This is a genomic window from Collinsella sp. SGI.178, from assembly GCF_050313495.1.
Classification (GTDB): domain Bacteria; phylum Actinomycetota; class Coriobacteriia; order Coriobacteriales; family Coriobacteriaceae; genus Collinsella.
The window spans coordinates 1-16,476 of the sequence record NZ_JBNPLM010000032.1 but is presented as its reverse complement, the minus strand read 5'-3'; the positions used below and the strand labels follow the sequence as shown (position 1 = coordinate 16,476).

Here is a 16,476-nt window from a genome sequence, read left to right as displayed (position 1 = left end):
CACTTCGCTGGGCGAAGCGCCGTTGAGAATGCACGTAAGGGCATATGAGGCCAAGAAGATTGCCGCGAGTCCCAACGGGATCAGCACGATCATCGCCAGCGTACGCAGGCGCTGGGCCCAGCGACGGCGACGCGCACGACGCTTGTCGAACGCAAGCTCCTGCGCATATGAATCTTGTTGTACGGAATAGGCTCCTGGGTCCACCTCACCCGCAGACGATACCGCGGGCGCGGCGTTTTGCGCAGGAGGCTGGACGGCTGCCCCTTGCATTTGCATCTCCATAAGCCGCTGCTGTTGGCGCAGCATGCGCTCGGCTTGTTGCTGCGGGGTCTCAAGAAACAGATCCATGTTGGCCTCCTCAATAGGAGCATTCGATGCTTGCGCCCAGCATCCCGCACCATCGCGGCCGCGGCAACGAAATCCGCGGCAATAGCCGCAAAGATTCTTTTGTCAGAAAACTGTCGAAAAGTTCAACAACTCCCCTACCAGCACTTTCTTTGAGCTTTTTTCGCCAGCAATCTTTTGCCCTCTCGCCCTTGCACCATCCGACCAAAACCTAACCAAAAGCTTGACGGAAATTGTGAAGACAGGGGCCCCAAACAAAACGTGCCGCCCCATAAGGGGCGGCACACAAACTTCTTATCAGCTTTTCTGTAGCGAGCACGCGACGGCCCGAAGCCGGAGCGCAGCCAGCGCCACGCGCTAGTAGTTCACCACCTGCTCCTCAAAGTACGCCTTGGGATGGTTGCAAACCGGGCACACCTCGGGCGCCTTGGCACCAACATGCAGGTGCCCGCAGTTCAGGCACTTCCACACCTTTACGCCCTCGCGCTCAAACACCTCGCCCGATTCAATGCGCTCGACGAGCTTGTTATAGCGCTCCTCGTGAGCCTTCTCGACAGCGCCAACGCCACGGAACTTCGCGGCGATCTCGGCAAAACCCTCCTCTTCGGCGGTCTTGGCGAACTCGTCATACATCGTGGTCCACTCGTAGTTCTCGCCCGCGGCGGCATCGCGCAGGTTGTCCAGCGTATCCGGAACAGCACCGTCGTGCAGGTACTTAAACCACAGCTTGGCATGCTCGGACTCGTTGCCCGCCGTCTCTGCAAAGATATTCGAAATCTGAACGTAGCCGTCCTTTTTGGCCTTGGATGCATAGTAACGATACTTGGTGTGCGCCTGGGACTCACCGGCAAAAGCGGTCTCGAGGTTCTTCTTGGTTTGAGAATTCTCAAAATCCATAGGTGTACTTCCCTTCAATACGCGCCGCCCACAGACTTTGAGCGGCATTGTCTTTAGGATACCCTCATGCCGAGAATCTAAACCTTACTATCCTGTTCTGCAAATTCGCGTCATCACACACTCAGCCAGCGCTCGCCTTCGGCACGACAAAAGCCTTCGCGCTCCAGGTCGGCAAGAATACCCGCAATAAAATCGCAACCAACCGGTTCGCGACCCGCTGCGGCCTCCATCTTGTTAACGTCTGTAACGCTTCAACAAGCGTTATGCCCGCTGGCTGTCCGTCGCGAGCTGCAAGCAGCATGCGCACGATATGGGCACGCTTTTGCCGACGCGAGCCCTCAAACTTGGACTGGCGGCTGTAGCCCGCCGAGCGCCTAGACGGATTGGGCAGCGTCTTTTTAAGATACGCGCCGTAATCCAGCAGCGCGTAATACCACGCGCGCGGCGTATCGGCATCGTCGAGCGGCACGGCAAAGGGAGCGGCCTCATCCGCCGCCGCACCGGGCGCCGCCGGGCAGGCCGCCTTGATCAACGGCACCAACTCGCGATCGGGAACAGACGGAACGTCAGGAAAAAAGTGATGCAGAAAGACCGTGCGCACATTGGTCTCCAGGTACACTCCCGGAAGATCAAACGCAAACGACCGAATGCCCTGCGCCGTTGCGGGCCCAATACCGGGCAGCGCGACCAGGTCGCATGTATCACGCGGAAACTCCCCATCCCAGTCCTCCACGAGTCGCTGCGCAGCCTTATGGAGCGCCAAAGCACGGCGGTTGTAGCCCATGCCCTGCCAAGCGTCCAAAACATCAGAAGGAGCGGCCTGGGCGAGAGAATGCACGGTCGGAAAGCGGTCGAGCCATGCCGGCATGCGCATCTCTACGCGTGGAACCTGCGTCTGCTGCAGCATGACCTCGGAAAGCCAGATGATGTACGGGTCGCGTGTGCGGCGCCACGGAAGGTCGCGATAACGCAGAACCCCTTCCGAACGAATCATCGAACGAAAGGGGTCCTGAATCATAGCTATGCTCCTTATGCGGCGCTACTCCTCCCGGCAAGCACACGCGCAAACGGCATACTCGGGAAAGGCGTCGCGGTCGGCGAACTTGGGATCGACGGCGGGGAACTGGCGGCGAGCGACGACATCGTCCAGCGAAACGGAATCGAGGTAGTCACGCATCAGCGCCTGGGCCCCAGCCCACAGGGGATGATAGCAGCACGTGCCCCTGCGTGCACAGTCGCCATCGAGTGCCGTGCAATCATTCATAACCATAGGGCCTTGAACGGCCTCGACGACCTGACGGATAGTGACCTCGCTCGGGTTGACCTTAAGACGCATGCCGCCGTGGACGCCACGCAGGCTCTCCACAATACCGGCCTGAACCAAACCGTGTTGGATCGAACGGGCAAACGAATACGGAACATTGACCTCTTCGGCAGCAGTGCGAACAGAAAGCAACCGCTCCGGCTCCTCGGCAAGCATCGCAAGCATGCGGAGGGCATAATCAGTCTTCCTCGATATGTCCATGTTTCCCCTTTCAAGGAATACGAACAGCTCGAACGGGCTCCGGGGCCGAGCTTACGTCGAGACGCTAAATAACCGCCGGGACAACCAAATAGTGAATTAGATGTCCGCTGAAGGTCGAATCCAAAGCAAATTGCATCAGATTAGGCCTGCAGTGGAATTTAGTATAACCTAACCCCCTGTTTCATTGAACGAGTGTTGCGCAACAAACCCCCCCCCTGTTTAAACCGATATACTTAATTCATTTCCGCATTTCGGAAACAAGGAGCAGAATGAAAGGGACGGCCGAGCGGTTGTCCTATTAAACGCAAAAAGCCACGTCCGAAGACGTGGCTTTAATTGCGTTGGCGGGAAGTACGGGGCTCGAACCCGCGACCTCCGACGTGACAGGCCGGCGCTCTAACCAAACTGAGCTAACTCCCCAGGCAGTCGTTCGCGTTTGTTTCCGCTCGCGTGCGCTGCGGGGATTAGTATACACAGAAGTCTGTTCGCCGCGCAACAACTTTTTTGAAAATATTTTTTGGGTCCCTCCGGGAGGGTCTCCGGGGCGGGGTTGCCTGATGGTTGTTGTTGAACTTCGGCCTTTGGCTCAAAGAAAAACGGGGGATGCAATCTGCATCCCCCGTTTTTGTTGCGTTTACTCTAGGTCAATAAATTTGGTGCTGAGAATCTTGCCGTCCTTGACGAGCATTCTGGCCATGGTGGGGCCCCGGGTGCCCCTGGGGTAGCTGGCGCTGCCTGGGTTGAGGACCAAGCAGCGGCCCACCTGGGCCTCTTTGGTTACGTGAGTGTGACCGTTGATGGCTACGTCCACGGATCCCACCGGGAGGTCTTCGCGGTAGTGGGCTACGGCAAACTTAAGGCCCTCGTAGCTAAAGAGCGCCAGACGGTCCACTTCGGGGCCGTAATCACGGTAGTAGTCGTTATTGCCCAGAACCGCTCGCACGGGGGCAATGGTTCGCAGATGTTCGTAGTCCATCTCCGACGTAAGATCGCCGGCATGGATAATCAGGTCCGCGCCGCTCAACTCATCTAAAAGCGCGGGCGACAGATAACCGTGGGTGTCCGAGATGATGTCGATACGCTTGGCGCTTGCACTGTTCATGGGATCCCTTCCGCAAAACGATTTGGTGCATTCATACAAAAAGCCCCGCGGCTCCGCAGACGATTTTGGTCTACAGGGCTGCGGGGCCGGTGTGCTAGAGGCTCAGGGCCTTCTTGAGCGGTACGACGCGACGGCGCGAAACCGGTACGCGTTCGTCGACGCCCGTAATGCCCAGCTGGATAGCGCCCGAGGGAACCGTCTCGACGTCGGTAACACACGCCAAGTTAACGATATAGCGGCGGTGAACGCGGAAGAAGCCAAAATCACAGAGCTTGGCCTCGAACTGTGCCAGCGAGGTCGTCGACAAAAAACGGTCGTCGACGGTATAGATACAGGAGTAATCGTCCTTGGCCATAATGAAGCGAATGTCGTCCACGGGGATGAGCACCTTGCGGCCGCCCTTCTCCACCGGGATGCGCTCGATGGTCACCTTGCTGTCCGCAACGGGCTTCGTGCGCTGCATGACCTTCTCGATTGCACGATCCAGGCGGGCTTCCTCTACCGGCTTCATCAGATAGTCGACGGCATCCACATCAAACGCCTCAACCGCATGATCGCTGTACGCGGTCACAAACACGATCGCCGGCGGATTCTTAAGCTTATGCAGCGCCTCGGCAAGTTGCAGACCCGAAGCGCCAGGCATCGAAATATCGAGGAACACGACATCAACGCGACTCTCCATAAGCATCTCGATGGCGGAGCGAACGCTCGACGCTTCTGTGATCGTGCCGATCTTGCCCGTCTGCTCGAGCAAGAAGCGAAGTTCCGAACGGGCCGGGGCCTCATCATCCACAATCATCGCACGCAGCATGGGGATAAAACCTTTCGTCAACTAACTACGTCGGGCATACGCCAACCGGCGTTAAGCCCGTGACCAATTATTCTACTCTTGAATGTCGAAGATGCTCTCCGACAAATCGAGATGTAGGAGCACTTTAGCGCCCTTACCCGGCGCCGATTCGACGCGCGTATAGGAGTGCGGCCCATAAAAGCGATGAATGCGCTCCGAAATATTGTGCATGGCAACGCCGGCGCCGCCACCCTGCGGGGAGCTGGCGTCGGGACGGGCAGAGCGCTCGTCAAACAGTCTGGCAGCGATGCCCTCGTCCATGCCCACACCGTCATCGGCCACCGAAATCAAAATCGCATCGTCACCATCCCTGCGCACCGTCACGTCAATCTTCAGCGCACTGGCATCACCCATGCCGTGACGCACGGCGTTCTCGACAATCGGCTGGATCACAAATGCCGGAACCAGCGTGTCCTCGACGTCCTCGGACACGTCAAAGGTCGCCAGCACGCGATCCTCGCCAAAGCGCGCCTTCTCAAACGTCAGGTAGCGCTTGGTCTGTGCGACCTCGCGCGACACGGGAATGAGCGAGCCCGAATTGTCGAGCGTTGCGCGATAGAACGAGGAGAACTCGCGCAGCAGCTCGCGGGCGCGCAGCGGGTCGGTACGCGTAAACGATGCGATGGTGTTGAGCGTGTTGAACAGGAAGTGCGGGTTAATCTGCGCCTGCAGGGCACGCACCTCGGCACGGGCCGTGAGCTCCTTTTGCACCTCGAGCTCGTGAATGGCGAGCTGCGTGGACAGGATTTCGGCAAAACCCGAGGCGAGCGCATACTGGGTACGGTCGACGGCACGCGGGGTCTTGTAATAGAACTTGAGCGTGCCGACGGTGCGGTCGCCCACCTTGATGGGTGCGATGATGCCAGCGGGGACCTGGTTGTGTGAGCCATCCGAACCCACCACGTCCACCACACGGTTGAACGACTGGACGATACCGTGTTCGATGACGTAGCGCGTGGCGAGCGTATGAATGGGAGAATTGGGCAGCAGCTTTTCCTCAAACTCGCCCGCGCAGGCCAGTACGTTGCTCTCGTCGGTAACGGCAACTGTCATGGCGCGTGTCTCGGGCAAAATGCGCTGGCATACCAGACGTGCTGACTCCTGCGTCAGACCGCCTTTAATGTCCTCGAGCATGGCCGAGGCCACCGAGAGCGTCTCCTCGGTGTACTGCGAGCGAACCGAATCGGGATTGAGCGTCAAAAAGATAAAGATACACAGGAAGATGCATAGCAGCGTACAGGCGACCACGGTCGCGATTGGCTCGATTCCAGTCGCCAGGGCAAAAACAAAGTACACCAGCACACAAATGGCGCAGGATACGGCAATGATGCGAAAGATTGACATTGAACTATCGCGCTGGGCGCGGCGGTCGATCATTCAGTCCCCTCCAGGATGCTGGTCAGCTGGGCGTCACGCCAGAGCCCATCCATAATCTTGGGCCAGAAGCTCTGGAAACGCAGGTAGCTTGCGGCGTTTTGGCGTGCGTAGGTCCTGGCCTCGTCAATACCGTGGCGCCAAATGCGTAGGTATCCCTCGTGCTCGCGGGTAAAAATGCTGCGGACCATGGCAGTCTTACGCACGCGATCGTCAAGCTCGCGCGAAATCCACGGGCCCGGATAGGGCATGAGAGACGCGGCTGTAACGGGAATGAGCTCTTTCTGATGCGCGGCAAACGTTAGCTTGGCACGTTCGTAGTACCAACGGTACACGTCCTGCATAAAGCGCGGCGAGCGTTTCTCGGACTCGGGCGGCAGATGGCGTACGGTCCACTCGTTATCAAACCATACGTCGTAGCCAAATATGCGCATATTAAAGAGGTAGTCCAGGTCCTCGCCACGAGTGATAAACGGGTCAAATGCCACGCGGGTAAAGGCGCGGGCATGGAGGGCCATAAGGCCGCCGCACACATAGTTTGAACGCGAAATACGGGTACCCGAGAGCGCCTTTTTCATCCAGCGATTGAACTCGATACGCTTGGTCCACCAACGGTGGCAGATGCCCACCTTGTCCGTGGGGGCCAGCGGCGATCCGTCTCGATCGTAAAAGTAGCCGCTCTTAACCAAGATCGGCAGGCCCTGACGCGTCTGCTGCCCCAACGCGTAAGTCGCGCGTTTCATAAAGTCGGCATCGATGACAGTCTCGTCGTCATCCAAAAAGATGACGGCATCGTGACCCAGCACGGCGGCACAGGCAAGTCCCATATTGCGGATGGCGCCATAGCCGCGCAGGCTCACGCATTCTCCCGAACCCTTGGGCGCAATCTGCGCTACGCGGTCGGCGATACGCGATGCCTGGGTATTGGTGACTACGGTAACTTTGAGCGTAGGGTGCGCGTCGACGATTTCGCGTACGCGCTTCGACACATCCGCCGTGGCCGAGATGGGACAGACCACCAAAAGGATGATTCGCGGAATATCGCGTACCTGCTCGAGCGAAGCAAGACAGCGATCGAGCTCGGGATTGGCGGCGTTGAGCTTCGTCGAGTGGTCATAGACACCGGGAGCGTTTGCATGGGCATCATCGCCCGCCCAATATGTTGGAATCACAACTGTGGCGTTCATGCCTTCCCTCCCTGCAACACAAAAACGAGGCGCCGCCAAACACAGGCGACGCCCCGCGACCTAGCTGATTCCATCATACCCACTTGGGCAAATCATTGCTCGCAAGTCGCAATGTTTATTGCGGATAACCCCAAAAGAGTACCGCGGACAGGCACAATAGCCGCTCGCTCCTATGCGGCATGCTCTGCCGCTCGAGTCATGCGAGACAGGCGGGCCAGCAGCATAAAGCCAACGATCAGCAGCACAGCAATGGAAAGAACGCCCAGCGACGGGTTGCCGGTCAGCGAGGTGACGACCGACACCAGAAAGGTGCCCATAACGCTTGCATAGCGCCCAAAGATGTCAAAGAAGCCGTAGTACTCGTTGGACTTTTCCTTGGGGATGATGCGGCCAAAGTAGCTACGGCTGAGTGCCTGCACGCCACCCTGGAACAGGCCGACCATAATGGCAAGCACCCAGAATTCAAAGGCGGTCTTGAGGAAAAACGCGGCGAACAGCACAATGCCCATGTAGGCGGCGACCGCCACCAGGATCATGTTGAGCGTGCCCACGCGTCCGGCGAGCTTGCCGTAGATGATAGCGGACGGAAAGGCCACGAACTGTGTAACGAGCAGGGCCAGTACCAGCTGGGTCGAGTCGATGCCCAGAGCCGAACCGTAGCTGGTTGCCATGGAAATGACCGTGTGTACACCGTCGATGTAGAAGAAGAACGCGATCATGTAGACCAGCACGGTCTTGTTGTGGGCGATCTCGCGCATGGTGTGTACGACCTCGGAGAACACGCCGCCCACGATGTGGCCGATGGTGTCCTCGGGACCGCGCTCACGACCGTACTTTTGCTTATAGCTGCGAATGAGCGGCAGGGTAAAGATGAGCCACCAGGCACCAGTGATGACAAACGACAGACGCGTTGCCAGCATGGTGGGGACGCCAAGAGCGGGACCACCCATGATAAGCGCCAGGCAGATGATAAACGGCACGGTGGAACCGATGTAGCCCCAGGCATAGCCCGAGCTGGACACGGCGTCCATGCGCTCGTCGGTGGTAATGTCGGGCAGCATGGCGTCATAGAACGTCATAGAAGAGTTAAGGCCGATGGTGCACAGCACGTACACGGTCAAAAATGCCATGGCGGACATTGGGATAGCCTGCGCCAGGCAAAGCACCAAGCCCGTGAGGAAGAAGCCCAAGAAAAACTTGATCTTGTTGCCGGCGTAATCGGCAAGCGCGCCCAGAATGGGCATGAGCATGGCAATGACCAGCGAGGCAATCGTCTGCGCGCTACCCCAAGCGACCACCAAATCGGCCGAGGAAGCACCGGTATTGATGGCGTTAAAGTAGATGGGCACCACCGAGGTGTTGAGCAACACGAGGGCCGAATTGCCCACATCGTACATAACCCAGTTACGCTCGAGCTTGGTGTATTTCATGGACAGGGACCCTTCGTATTCGCCCGATATGCAGTCAATTCATCGTACCCCAATTGCACAGAGGCACCGGTAAGGATTCGGCAAAGGGGCACGCACGAGCCCTACTCCTCGCGGTCGAACTCTTCGTCAGCGTCGAGCACGCGACCGCTGTAATTGACGTGGTTGGTCACGGCCTCCATATCGCCGGTCTCGATAAAGCGGGTGACCGTGCACTCGTAATCGACCAGCGCGCGGTCAAAGACCTCGGGGAAGCTCTCGTTCGAGACCTCATCGGTAAAGGGGTTCTTCCACGTCAGATGGCCCAGATTGCCGGTGCGCTCGGGCGGCTCGGTCGTCACGCGGTGAGCAAGGCCATCGAGCAGGGAGTAGTCGTGTACTAGACCCTCGACCAGGGCAATTGCACGCGTCTTGGCCGAGCCCGCCGGTTCAATGGCGCGATAGAGCAGCTGCATGTCGGCAACGGCGGCACCGTACTCCCCCGCTGGGATATCGATACCGTACACACGCCCGGCAACATAGCTCATCAGCACGCCGGCCACGCGATTGATGCGGTCGGTGGTGACGATCTCGCCCGCCGGCGGATAGTCCTCGACCGTGGCCCCGTCGCGCTTGAGCTGCAGCATCAGCACGTCCAGGTCACTTTCGAGCACCGCATGGACCTGGCTGCCCGAATCCTCCAGCTCGGGATCGGACTCGACAATGCCAAACTGCTGCTCGTAGACAAAGGGGTGGGCATTACGGTCGAGCACGTAGTGCGACAGCAGGCCCAGCGCAAAGGCGCGGCCCAAGTTGGCGTCGCGCGGGAGCAGATGGGACACGCCGTCGCGCAGGCACGAGAACTGGCGCGACATGCGCGAGCGATGCATGGCCTGCGCCAGCAGCGTGCAGTCGGAAACGCGCGGCGTCAGGATGTGGAAGAAAAACGGGTCGGGACCCTGGTTGCCCAGGATAAAGGCAATGCGTTCCTCGTCGGACGTAATGACGCCCTGCGGCAGACGATCGATGCTTTCCTCGCCAAACAGATGATGCGTAATAAGCGCAGGCATAATGATCCTTTCGATTTCATTCGATGTCACCCATTATGCCCACCGTGTGGCCATGCCAAACCCGCGTCGGCAAACGATGGCATGCGGACCGTCTACACAAGCCCCAGGCGCGCCTTAACCTCGGCAGCGCGACGACGGGACACGGGCACCGTCGAGGTTACGCGATCGAGTCTGAGTTCCATAAGACCCGTAGAACCGATCTCGACATCGTGCACGTCTTCCAAATTGACCAGATAGCTGCGGTGGACACGGATAAAGCCCTCGGAGGCCAGGCGCCGCTCGAGCGATGAAATCGACTCATTGATCAGATATGTTCCCTCGGCGCAGACGGCGTTGCAAAAATCGGCGCGCGCCTCAAAGTAGCAGACATCCGCCACGGGAATGAACACCTTTTTACCCCCACGATCCACCGTCAGGCGCAAAGGCTGGCGCGGAGCATGGACGACACGGCGAGCGCCCAGGGCGGTCTCGATCTTATCGAGCGCCTTTGACAGGCGAGCATCCTCGACCGGCTTTACGATGTAATCGACGGCATCGAGGTTATAGGCGTCAGCCGCATACTCGGCAAATGCCGTCACAAACACCACGACCGGCGGTGTCTTTAGGTTCTGAAGCGTCTCGGCAAGCTCAATTCCCGAGCGACCGGGCATGGTAATGTCTAAAAACAGCACGTCGGGCTTGTTCGACAGAATCGATTCCACGGCTTCGGTGACATTGCCCGCCTCGGCAATCTGGCCCACACGCGCATCCTTTTCCAACAGATAACGTAGCTCAGCCCTAATTGGAGGCTCGTCGTCAACCACCAAGATGTTCCAGCCTTCGGACATATGCGCTTCCCCTCTTTTTTCTCTCAATCCAACCGCGTGCTACACCGTTAGCGGCGCCGGCTCATGCGGCTCGCCGTTCAACTCAACGATGACCTGCGTTCCCACGCCCTCCTGGGACTTCACGCGCATGCCAGAATCTTCTCCGTAAAAGAAATGGATGCGCTGAAGCACGTTGAAGAGCGCCAGGCCGCAACCTCGCTTGACGGAGCCGTCGGCGGTAATGCTTTCGGGCTCCTCTCGGCGATGCTGCTCAAACAGATGCGCGCAGACTTCTTCGCTCATACCGATGCCATCATCTTCGACGATGATCTCCAAGCCGTCATCGGTCTCAAAAGCCCTAACACGAATGGAAAGCGGCTCGGTCTCGCGCTGCGCATGCTTGATGCAGTTTTCGAGCAGCGGCTGCAAGATAAACGGCGGCACCAGGCTGTCGCGCACCTCAAAGTCGATGTCGACCGAAACGCGCAGACGGCCGTCGCCATACCGGGCCTGCATAAGATTGATATAACGGGTGCCCTGTTCCACCTCGTGCTCGAGCGTGGTGAGCGTATCGGAATCAGAAAGCGTCTGACGATAGTAGTTGGAAAAGTCGATCAGCAGCGATCGCGCCTTGTCGGGCTCGGTTCGAACGAGCGAAACGATCGTGCTAATGGTATTGAATAGAAAATGCGGATCGACCTGCGACTGCAGAGCGCGGAGCTCAACGCGGGCCGTGAGCTCATCCTGGCGCTCGAGCTCAAAGCTGGCGAGCTGCGTGGAAATGAGATCGGCAAAACCCGAGGCAAGCGCCGTCTGGCGCATATCGATGCTGCTCAGGCGGGGGTAATACAGCTCGAGCGTGCCCACGCAATGCCCACGCACGCTAAGCGGCGCGACAATACCGGCACGCAGACGGGGAAAATAGCCGCCCGTCTCATTGGAGGCATCACGCGAAAACACGCTCTGCTCGCCCGTCTCAATCACGTTGAGCGTGGTCTTGAGCACTACCGGGGTTCCGGCAGGGCACTTTGCCGAGTCCTCGCCCCAGCTTGCCAGCACCTGCCTGCCGTCAGTAAAGCAGATGGCAGAAGCGATGGTCTCGGACAGGATGATTTTAGAGGCACCCAGGGCCGCTTCGGGCGTAAGGCCGCGCGACGTGTAGGCGAATATTTTTGATGCGATGGCGAGCGTGCGGTCGGTTGCGCTCGATGTGAGGTCATCGGGGACCACAAAGACATACGAGAAGAAGAAGCACAGCATGACCAGGCCGGCAATAACGACAACGCCTGGAACGGGATTGGGATTATCGGTTAAATCCCAGATAAGCAGCAAGATAAGCGCCGGAACGACAACACCGAGTAGGATGGCCTGAACCACATGCTGGGCCGTACGAAAGACCTTGGTAGAGTTGTAACTCTTGCCCAGAATCAGCCTATTGAGATCCACCGTCATCCCCTCTTGTCCGTAGTACCGATAGCAATAAAGAGGGCCGCAAGCGACCCTCTCCATTGCATTATGCAATCAAAAACTGTGTTTTACATCCAGCCATCGACTAACGGTAGCTTAGGCGCTGTACTTGTTTGGCTCGCCGAAGGTGCCGGCCTCGACAATCCAGCCGTCCTTCATGATGACGTCCATGTTGTCGGTGTTGAGCACGTGGATGTCGGCGGCGACGTCACCGTTGACGACCAGCAGGTCGGCGCACTTGCCGGCCTCGATGGAACCGGTCTCGTCCTCGATGTGGCACATCTTGGCGCCGTTGAGGGTGGCGCAGGTGATGGTCTCGACCGGGGTGAAGCCGATCTTGTCGACGAACTCGTACATCTCCTCGATGGAGCAGGTGCCGTACGGGGTGACGAAGGAGAAGGAGTCGGAGCCGATCGTCATGACGACGCCGCGCTTCTTGGCCTCGCGCAGGCAGTCATAGTTGCGCTGCAGCTCCTTCTCGACCAGGGTACCCTCGTACTTGTCGTGCAGCTCGGGGACGTAGACGGGAGGATAGGTGGCGTACCAGGTGGGCAGGAAGGCGATCGTCGGGGTGAAGAAGGTGCCCTGCTCGGCCATGAGGTCCATGGTGCGCTCATCGATATCGAAGCCGTGAATCAGCTGCTCGCAGCCAAAGCGAACGGAATCGTAGGCGGCGGCGTGGTTGTTGTAGCAGTGGCTCCACACGGGGATACCGACCATCTTGGCCTCTTCGACCACGGCCTGGATCTCCTCGGAGCAATAGTGCTGGTCGCGACCGGAGTCCCAGCGCCAGATGCCGCCACCGGTAGCCCAGATCTTGATGGCATCGGGGTTCTCGCGCAGGCGACGACGGACGGCCTTGCGCAGATCCCAAGGACCGTCGACCTGGTCGCCCCAGGGATGGGATTCCTTGTTGAGCTCCTGGGTGCAGTGGTGGGAGTCACCGTGACCGGCAACACGGCAGAAGCCGAGGCCGGTGGCCAGAACGCGCGGACCCTTAAAGACGCCCTTGTCGATGCAGTCGCGAATCTGGATACCAAAGCGGCCGATCTCGCAGACGGTGGTGAGGCCGTGGGTGAGGCAGTCGTAGGCCTGCTTGACGGCGACGGCCTGCTTCTCGAGGAGCGGCTGCATGACCCAATCGGTGTCATCGTCGGTCAGGTTGCCCGAGAAGTGCAGGTGGGTGTCGATCAGGCCGGGAAGGACAGTCTTGCCGGCGGCGTCGATAACCTCAACGCCCTCGGGAAGGTCCTGCATAACACCGGCGTACTCGATCTTGCCGTTATCGTCGACGAGAACGAGGGAGTTCTCGACCGGCTCGGCACCGGTACCGTCGATGAGCTTGCCGCCAACGATTGCATACTTAGTGGACATGGTTCCTCCTTATGGATCCATATAGTGGGTGAGGCCGTGTTGGGTTAAGGCCTCACAAAGCTACCCAAGTGATGCCGGGTTCGGTACGCGGGAGAGAGGGCACCGCGCACCCAATCCGCCCCGGCTCAGCGTTACTTTTTGCGGGAATTGGTGAAAGCCATGAGAGCCAGGCCAATAGCCAACCAGCCGATCACGATGCTCCACTCCACCATGTTGAGGGAGGCGGGAGAGAACGGAATCACGAGCAGGCCGATGATGATGGCGCAGGCAGCGATGGCGAGGCTGATGCCAAACTTGCCGCCGGGCACCTCGTAGGGACGAGGTAGGTCGGGCTCGGTGAAGCGCATGCGCAGGCAGGCAAGAGCGACCATGCCGCAGGAGAAGATGAAGGCGAGAGCCGACACATTGGTCAGAGGGATGAGCATGTTCTTGCCCAGGAACGGACCGACGACGGTGATGATGGCCAGAACGACGCAGGCGAGCTTGGGAGCACCGGAATTGGGATCGACCTCGGCAAACTTCTCGGGCAGCTGGCCCTTGCGGCCCATGGCGAGCATAATGCGGCTCGTGGCGCCGTAGAAGGAGTTCATCGGGCCCATGGGTCCAAGCGTGGCGATGACGAGCATGGCCAGGTACAGGAGCATGTTGATGCCCTTAAGACAGGCAAGCGCGGGAACGGGGCTCTTAACAAACTCATGCCAGTCAAGGATAGTGCCGAACGAGTAAATGCAGACCATGTAGAAGCCGCCGGCGGCCAGCAGGGCCAGGGAGATGATCTTGCCGAACTTGTTCCAGTTAAGGCCCTCGGCTGCTTCCTCAGCCTGCTGAGGAATGGTGTCGAAACCGGCGTAGAAGAACGGGGTCAGAACCAGGACCGACACGATACCGGCGAACAGGCTGGTGCCCTCGGTGGCGGCCTTACCGCCGCCAGCACCGGCGACCTGGGAGAACACAGGCATGGCGTTGTTCGGCGAGCCGGTGAACAGCGAGACGCCCATGGCGAGTAGCATGCCGCAGAGCAGGGCCTTGGTCAGGAAGGCTTGGAGCTTGGCGGCCGAGCTGGCACCGCGGAAATTGAGGAAGATGACGTAAACTGCAAAGCCGAGCGCGATCAGCGTCGGGAACAGGTAAACGTCGGCGCCCAGGATGGTGTAGAGCTTGATGGCGCGCAGCCACTCAAGACCGGGCAGGCTACCGAACATCTCGGACACGAGAGTCGAAATGGCAATGGCCTCCCACGGGCACAGGATGCCGTTGCCCAGGGCCAGGAGCCAACCGGTGATGTAGCTCAGTGTACGGCCAAAGCTACGATCGACATACTCGACGATGCCGCCCGAGATGGGGATAGCAGCCGTAAGCTCACCGAAAACAGCTCCGACGGGCACGAGGAAGATTGCACCCAAGAGGAATGCGATCATAGCGGGAACGGGACCGCCGCCCACGACCATCCAGTCGCCGACCTGCAGAACCCAACCGGTACCGATGATGGCACCGAAACCGATGGTGAAGAAGTTCCAGAGCGAAAGCGTTTTCTTCATGCCGCCGGTATCCTCGACTGCAACTTCTGCGTTCTTGTCCGCCATTGTTCCCCTCCTTTCCTTTCTGACGCCCCTTGGCGTCACCCCTTGCACGGCCTGTTTTGCCGCGCACTTTTTATTTCATGGCTTTAAGATACGGCCTTGGCACAGCAACGCCACTCGTAGCTCGACCGAAGGCAGAACTGCAAAACGAGCGGCGCCGTTTTTGGGACGAACGGCGAGGGGCGCCACTCGGTGCGGGCGTCCGTTTTGATGACGCGACTCAATCGCTCGCGGAGGGCGTCGCTTTATGGCGCCAGGCTCGCTCCCGTCCATGCCGCTTACCGAGGTTTTGGTGTATGTCCTCATTTGCTGCACGTCTTTTTTGTAGGATGGACGGGTTATACATGAGACGAGGCGGTGCAAATGGCATACGAATACAACGGCGGCGAACGACAGCGAAACGTTCGCCTTGCCGGGCGTACCACGCCAGCATCCAGGAGTGTTTCTGACAACGACGGGCCGCAGCGTCCGCAGGATCGCCCCTCGTCGTCTATGCCGCAGAATACCAGCACGCGTCAGGCGGGTCGCCCATGCTCGAGCAACCGTCAACGCCGGGCCGAAGTGCCTCGGCGGCAGAAAATCGATCGGCGAAAGTCTGACAACCACATCAGCCGTTTCTTTTCGAAGCCCCGCGGCGGACGCGGCGCAAAGCAGCCACGGCCGCTGGGACGCGGCCGGGCCGCCAATCCGCAGATTCATCGTCTCTGTCTTGCCCTGTGCTCCATCATGGCATGTCTGGCATTTGTGTATCTGGGGTCGTGTGCCTCGCATGGCTCTGCCGGCCTAGAGCCCACCGCCGAGGAAAAGCTCCTCAAAGCCCCAGTCGCACCCGGCTACTCGTTTGTTTTTTCGACCCCACGTTCGCAGTGGAGTGCCGGCACCATGCCGCATATCTACCAGATCGACCCCGCATGGTCGGAGCTGCCCTACGCCGGCGGAACTATCCGCCAAAACGGCTGCGGACCCACCTGCCTCACCATGATCTACATCTTTAAAACGGGGCGCACCGATATGACACCGGTCGATATGTGCGCCCTTTCCGAGGCGGGCAACTATGCCCCCACCGGTGCCACCGAGTGGTCGTTTATGACGAGCGGCGCCGCGCAGCTGGGGCTTAACGGGACGCAGCTCTACAACAACCGAGACTCGATGGCCCAGGCCTTGCGCTCGGGTGCCCCCGTAATCGCCGTCGTGCGTCCCGGCACGTTTACCAACGTGGGTCATTACATCGTGCTCTACGGCATTGACGACGCCGACCAAATCGGTGTCTACGATCCCAATTCGCCCAGCCGTAGCGCCCGCCGTTGGGGCATCGTAGAAGTCCTCAACGAAATCGAAGCCATGTGGGCCTACTACTAGTCATTGGGGACAGACTTAAATGGCCAATACTAGTCATTGGGGACAGACTTAAATGACCAGCCATTAAATGACTAGCCACTGGGGACGGTCTTTGCAGACGACCGCTCGCACTGCCGAAAAGGACTGTCCCAAGA

The 16,476-nt window shown here is 59.1% G+C and carries 15 protein-coding genes, 1 tRNA gene and 1 pseudogene; 2 read left to right on the top strand and 15 right to left on the bottom strand.

Features of this window, described 5'->3' with window-relative positions; all coding sequences use genetic code 11:
• Positions 1–348, bottom strand: a 348-nt coding sequence (locus tag ACQRAQ_RS08175; RefSeq protein WP_427794498.1) for a hypothetical protein, incomplete at its 3' end; no start/stop codon positions are given.
• A 26-nt stretch (positions 349–374) separates the two neighbouring features.
• Between ACQRAQ_RS08175 and ACQRAQ_RS08170 the strand changes: the two genes are divergently transcribed.
• Positions 375–560: a hypothetical protein gene (locus tag ACQRAQ_RS08170; protein WP_427794497.1), complete on the top strand. Its 186-nt coding sequence runs from the start codon at positions 375–377 to the stop codon at positions 558–560.
• A gap of 142 nt (positions 561–702) precedes the next feature.
• On the opposite strand, the gene rbr is transcribed toward ACQRAQ_RS08170, so the two are convergent.
• The 14 genes and pseudogenes from rbr to ACQRAQ_RS08100 form a co-directional block, all read right to left on the bottom strand.
• Complete coding sequence (rbr, locus tag ACQRAQ_RS08165) at positions 703–1,242, bottom strand: rubrerythrin (protein ID WP_154518486.1); 540 nt, start codon at positions 1,240–1,242, stop codon at positions 703–705.
• A 113-nt stretch (positions 1,243–1,355) separates the two neighbouring features.
• Positions 1,356–2,260 (bottom strand): annotated as a pseudogene (locus tag ACQRAQ_RS08160) (adenine glycosylase).
• A 21-nt stretch (positions 2,261–2,281) separates the two neighbouring features.
• Entirely contained in the window at positions 2,282–2,767 is a 486-nt protein-coding gene (locus ACQRAQ_RS08155; protein ID WP_154518481.1) for an RrF2 family transcriptional regulator, read from the bottom strand.
• Between the two features lie 342 nt (positions 2,768–3,109).
• Positions 3,110–3,187: transfer RNA gene (locus tag ACQRAQ_RS08150), tRNA-Asp, on the bottom strand.
• 214 nt (positions 3,188–3,401) lie between these two features.
• A complete protein-coding gene (locus tag ACQRAQ_RS08145; protein WP_427719507.1) occupies positions 3,402–3,869 on the bottom strand; it encodes a YfcE family phosphodiesterase in 468 nt (155 codons plus the stop codon).
• 94 nt (positions 3,870–3,963) lie between these two features.
• On the bottom strand, positions 3,964–4,680 hold the full coding sequence (locus tag ACQRAQ_RS08140; protein WP_154518646.1) for a LytR/AlgR family response regulator transcription factor: 717 nt from the start codon (positions 4,678–4,680) through the stop codon (positions 3,964–3,966).
• A gap of 72 nt (positions 4,681–4,752) precedes the next feature.
• Positions 4,753–6,096: a histidine kinase gene (locus ACQRAQ_RS08135; RefSeq protein ID WP_427794496.1), complete on the bottom strand. Its 1,344-nt coding sequence runs from the start codon at positions 6,094–6,096 to the stop codon at positions 4,753–4,755.
• Positions 6,093–7,280 carry a glycosyltransferase gene (locus tag ACQRAQ_RS08130; protein WP_427794495.1) on the bottom strand — a complete coding sequence of 396 codons (1,188 nt, stop codon included), beginning with the start codon at positions 7,278–7,280 and terminating at the stop codon, positions 6,093–6,095. Before ACQRAQ_RS08130 ends, ACQRAQ_RS08135 begins: the two co-directional genes overlap by 4 nt.
• A 170-nt stretch (positions 7,281–7,450) precedes the next feature.
• On the bottom strand, positions 7,451–8,710 hold the full coding sequence (locus ACQRAQ_RS08125; protein ID WP_427794494.1) for an MFS transporter: 1,260 nt from the start codon (positions 8,708–8,710) through the stop codon (positions 7,451–7,453).
• A 101-nt stretch (positions 8,711–8,811) separates the two neighbouring features.
• Positions 8,812–9,756 carry a zinc dependent phospholipase C family protein gene (locus ACQRAQ_RS08120; protein WP_427794493.1) on the bottom strand — a complete coding sequence of 315 codons (945 nt, stop codon included), beginning with the start codon at positions 9,754–9,756 and terminating at the stop codon, positions 8,812–8,814.
• A 92-nt stretch (positions 9,757–9,848) separates the two neighbouring features.
• The gene (locus tag ACQRAQ_RS08115; RefSeq protein ID WP_427794492.1) at positions 9,849–10,583 is read right to left on the bottom strand and encodes a LytR/AlgR family response regulator transcription factor; all 735 of its coding nucleotides are present in this window, start codon (positions 10,581–10,583) and stop codon (positions 9,849–9,851) included.
• Positions 10,584–10,622: 39 nt separating this feature from the next.
• Positions 10,623–12,008: a sensor histidine kinase gene (locus ACQRAQ_RS08110; RefSeq protein ID WP_427728891.1), complete on the bottom strand. Its 1,386-nt coding sequence runs from the start codon at positions 12,006–12,008 to the stop codon at positions 10,623–10,625.
• Positions 12,009–12,125: 117 nt separating this feature from the next.
• Positions 12,126–13,403: a metal-dependent hydrolase family protein gene (locus ACQRAQ_RS08105; protein ID WP_154518625.1), complete on the bottom strand. Its 1,278-nt coding sequence runs from the start codon at positions 13,401–13,403 to the stop codon at positions 12,126–12,128.
• 131 nt (positions 13,404–13,534) lie between these two features.
• Entirely contained in the window at positions 13,535–14,986 is a 1,452-nt protein-coding gene (locus ACQRAQ_RS08100) for an APC family permease (protein ID WP_427728889.1), read from the bottom strand.
• Between the two features lie 723 nt (positions 14,987–15,709).
• On the opposite strand from ACQRAQ_RS08100, the gene ACQRAQ_RS08095 reads away from it, so the two are divergent.
• Positions 15,710–16,342 carry a C39 family peptidase gene (locus ACQRAQ_RS08095; RefSeq protein ID WP_427794491.1) on the top strand — a complete coding sequence of 211 codons (633 nt, stop codon included), beginning with the start codon at positions 15,710–15,712 and terminating at the stop codon, positions 16,340–16,342.
• The last annotated feature ends 134 nt before the right edge of the window (positions 16,343–16,476 follow it).

Bases quoted from the DNA above. Each gene is read 5' to 3' on its own strand.
- ACQRAQ_RS08125 (WP_427794494.1), bottom strand. From the start codon at position 8,710: ATGAAATACACCAAGCTCGAGCGTAACTGGGTTATGTACGATGTGGGC.
- ACQRAQ_RS08115 (WP_427794492.1), bottom strand. From the start codon at position 10,583: ATGTCCGAAGGCTGGAACATCTTGGTGGTTGACGACGAGCCTCCAATT.
- ACQRAQ_RS08145 (WP_427719507.1), bottom strand. From the start codon at position 3,869: ATGAACAGTGCAAGCGCCAAGCGTATCGACATCATCTCGGACACCCAC.
- ACQRAQ_RS08170 (WP_427794497.1), top strand. From the start codon at position 375: ATGCTTGCGCCCAGCATCCCGCACCATCGCGGCCGCGGCAACGAAATC.
- ACQRAQ_RS08095 (WP_427794491.1), top strand. From the start codon at position 15,710: ATGGCATGTCTGGCATTTGTGTATCTGGGGTCGTGTGCCTCGCATGGC.
- ACQRAQ_RS08100 (WP_427728889.1), bottom strand. From the start codon at position 14,986: ATGGCGGACAAGAACGCAGAAGTTGCAGTCGAGGATACCGGCGGCATG.
- rbr (WP_154518486.1), bottom strand. From the start codon at position 1,242: ATGGATTTTGAGAATTCTCAAACCAAGAAGAACCTCGAGACCGCTTTT.
- ACQRAQ_RS08130 (WP_427794495.1), bottom strand. From the start codon at position 7,280: ATGAACGCCACAGTTGTGATTCCAACATATTGGGCGGGCGATGATGCC.
- ACQRAQ_RS08120 (WP_427794493.1), bottom strand. From the start codon at position 9,756: ATGCCTGCGCTTATTACGCATCATCTGTTTGGCGAGGAAAGCATCGAT.
- ACQRAQ_RS08155 (WP_154518481.1), bottom strand. From the start codon at position 2,767: ATGGACATATCGAGGAAGACTGATTATGCCCTCCGCATGCTTGCGATG.
- ACQRAQ_RS08105 (WP_154518625.1), bottom strand. From the start codon at position 13,403: ATGTCCACTAAGTATGCAATCGTTGGCGGCAAGCTCATCGACGGTACC.
- ACQRAQ_RS08135 (WP_427794496.1), bottom strand. From the start codon at position 6,096: ATGATCGACCGCCGCGCCCAGCGCGATAGTTCAATGTCAATCTTTCGC.
- ACQRAQ_RS08140 (WP_154518646.1), bottom strand. From the start codon at position 4,680: ATGCTGCGTGCGATGATTGTGGATGATGAGGCCCCGGCCCGTTCGGAA.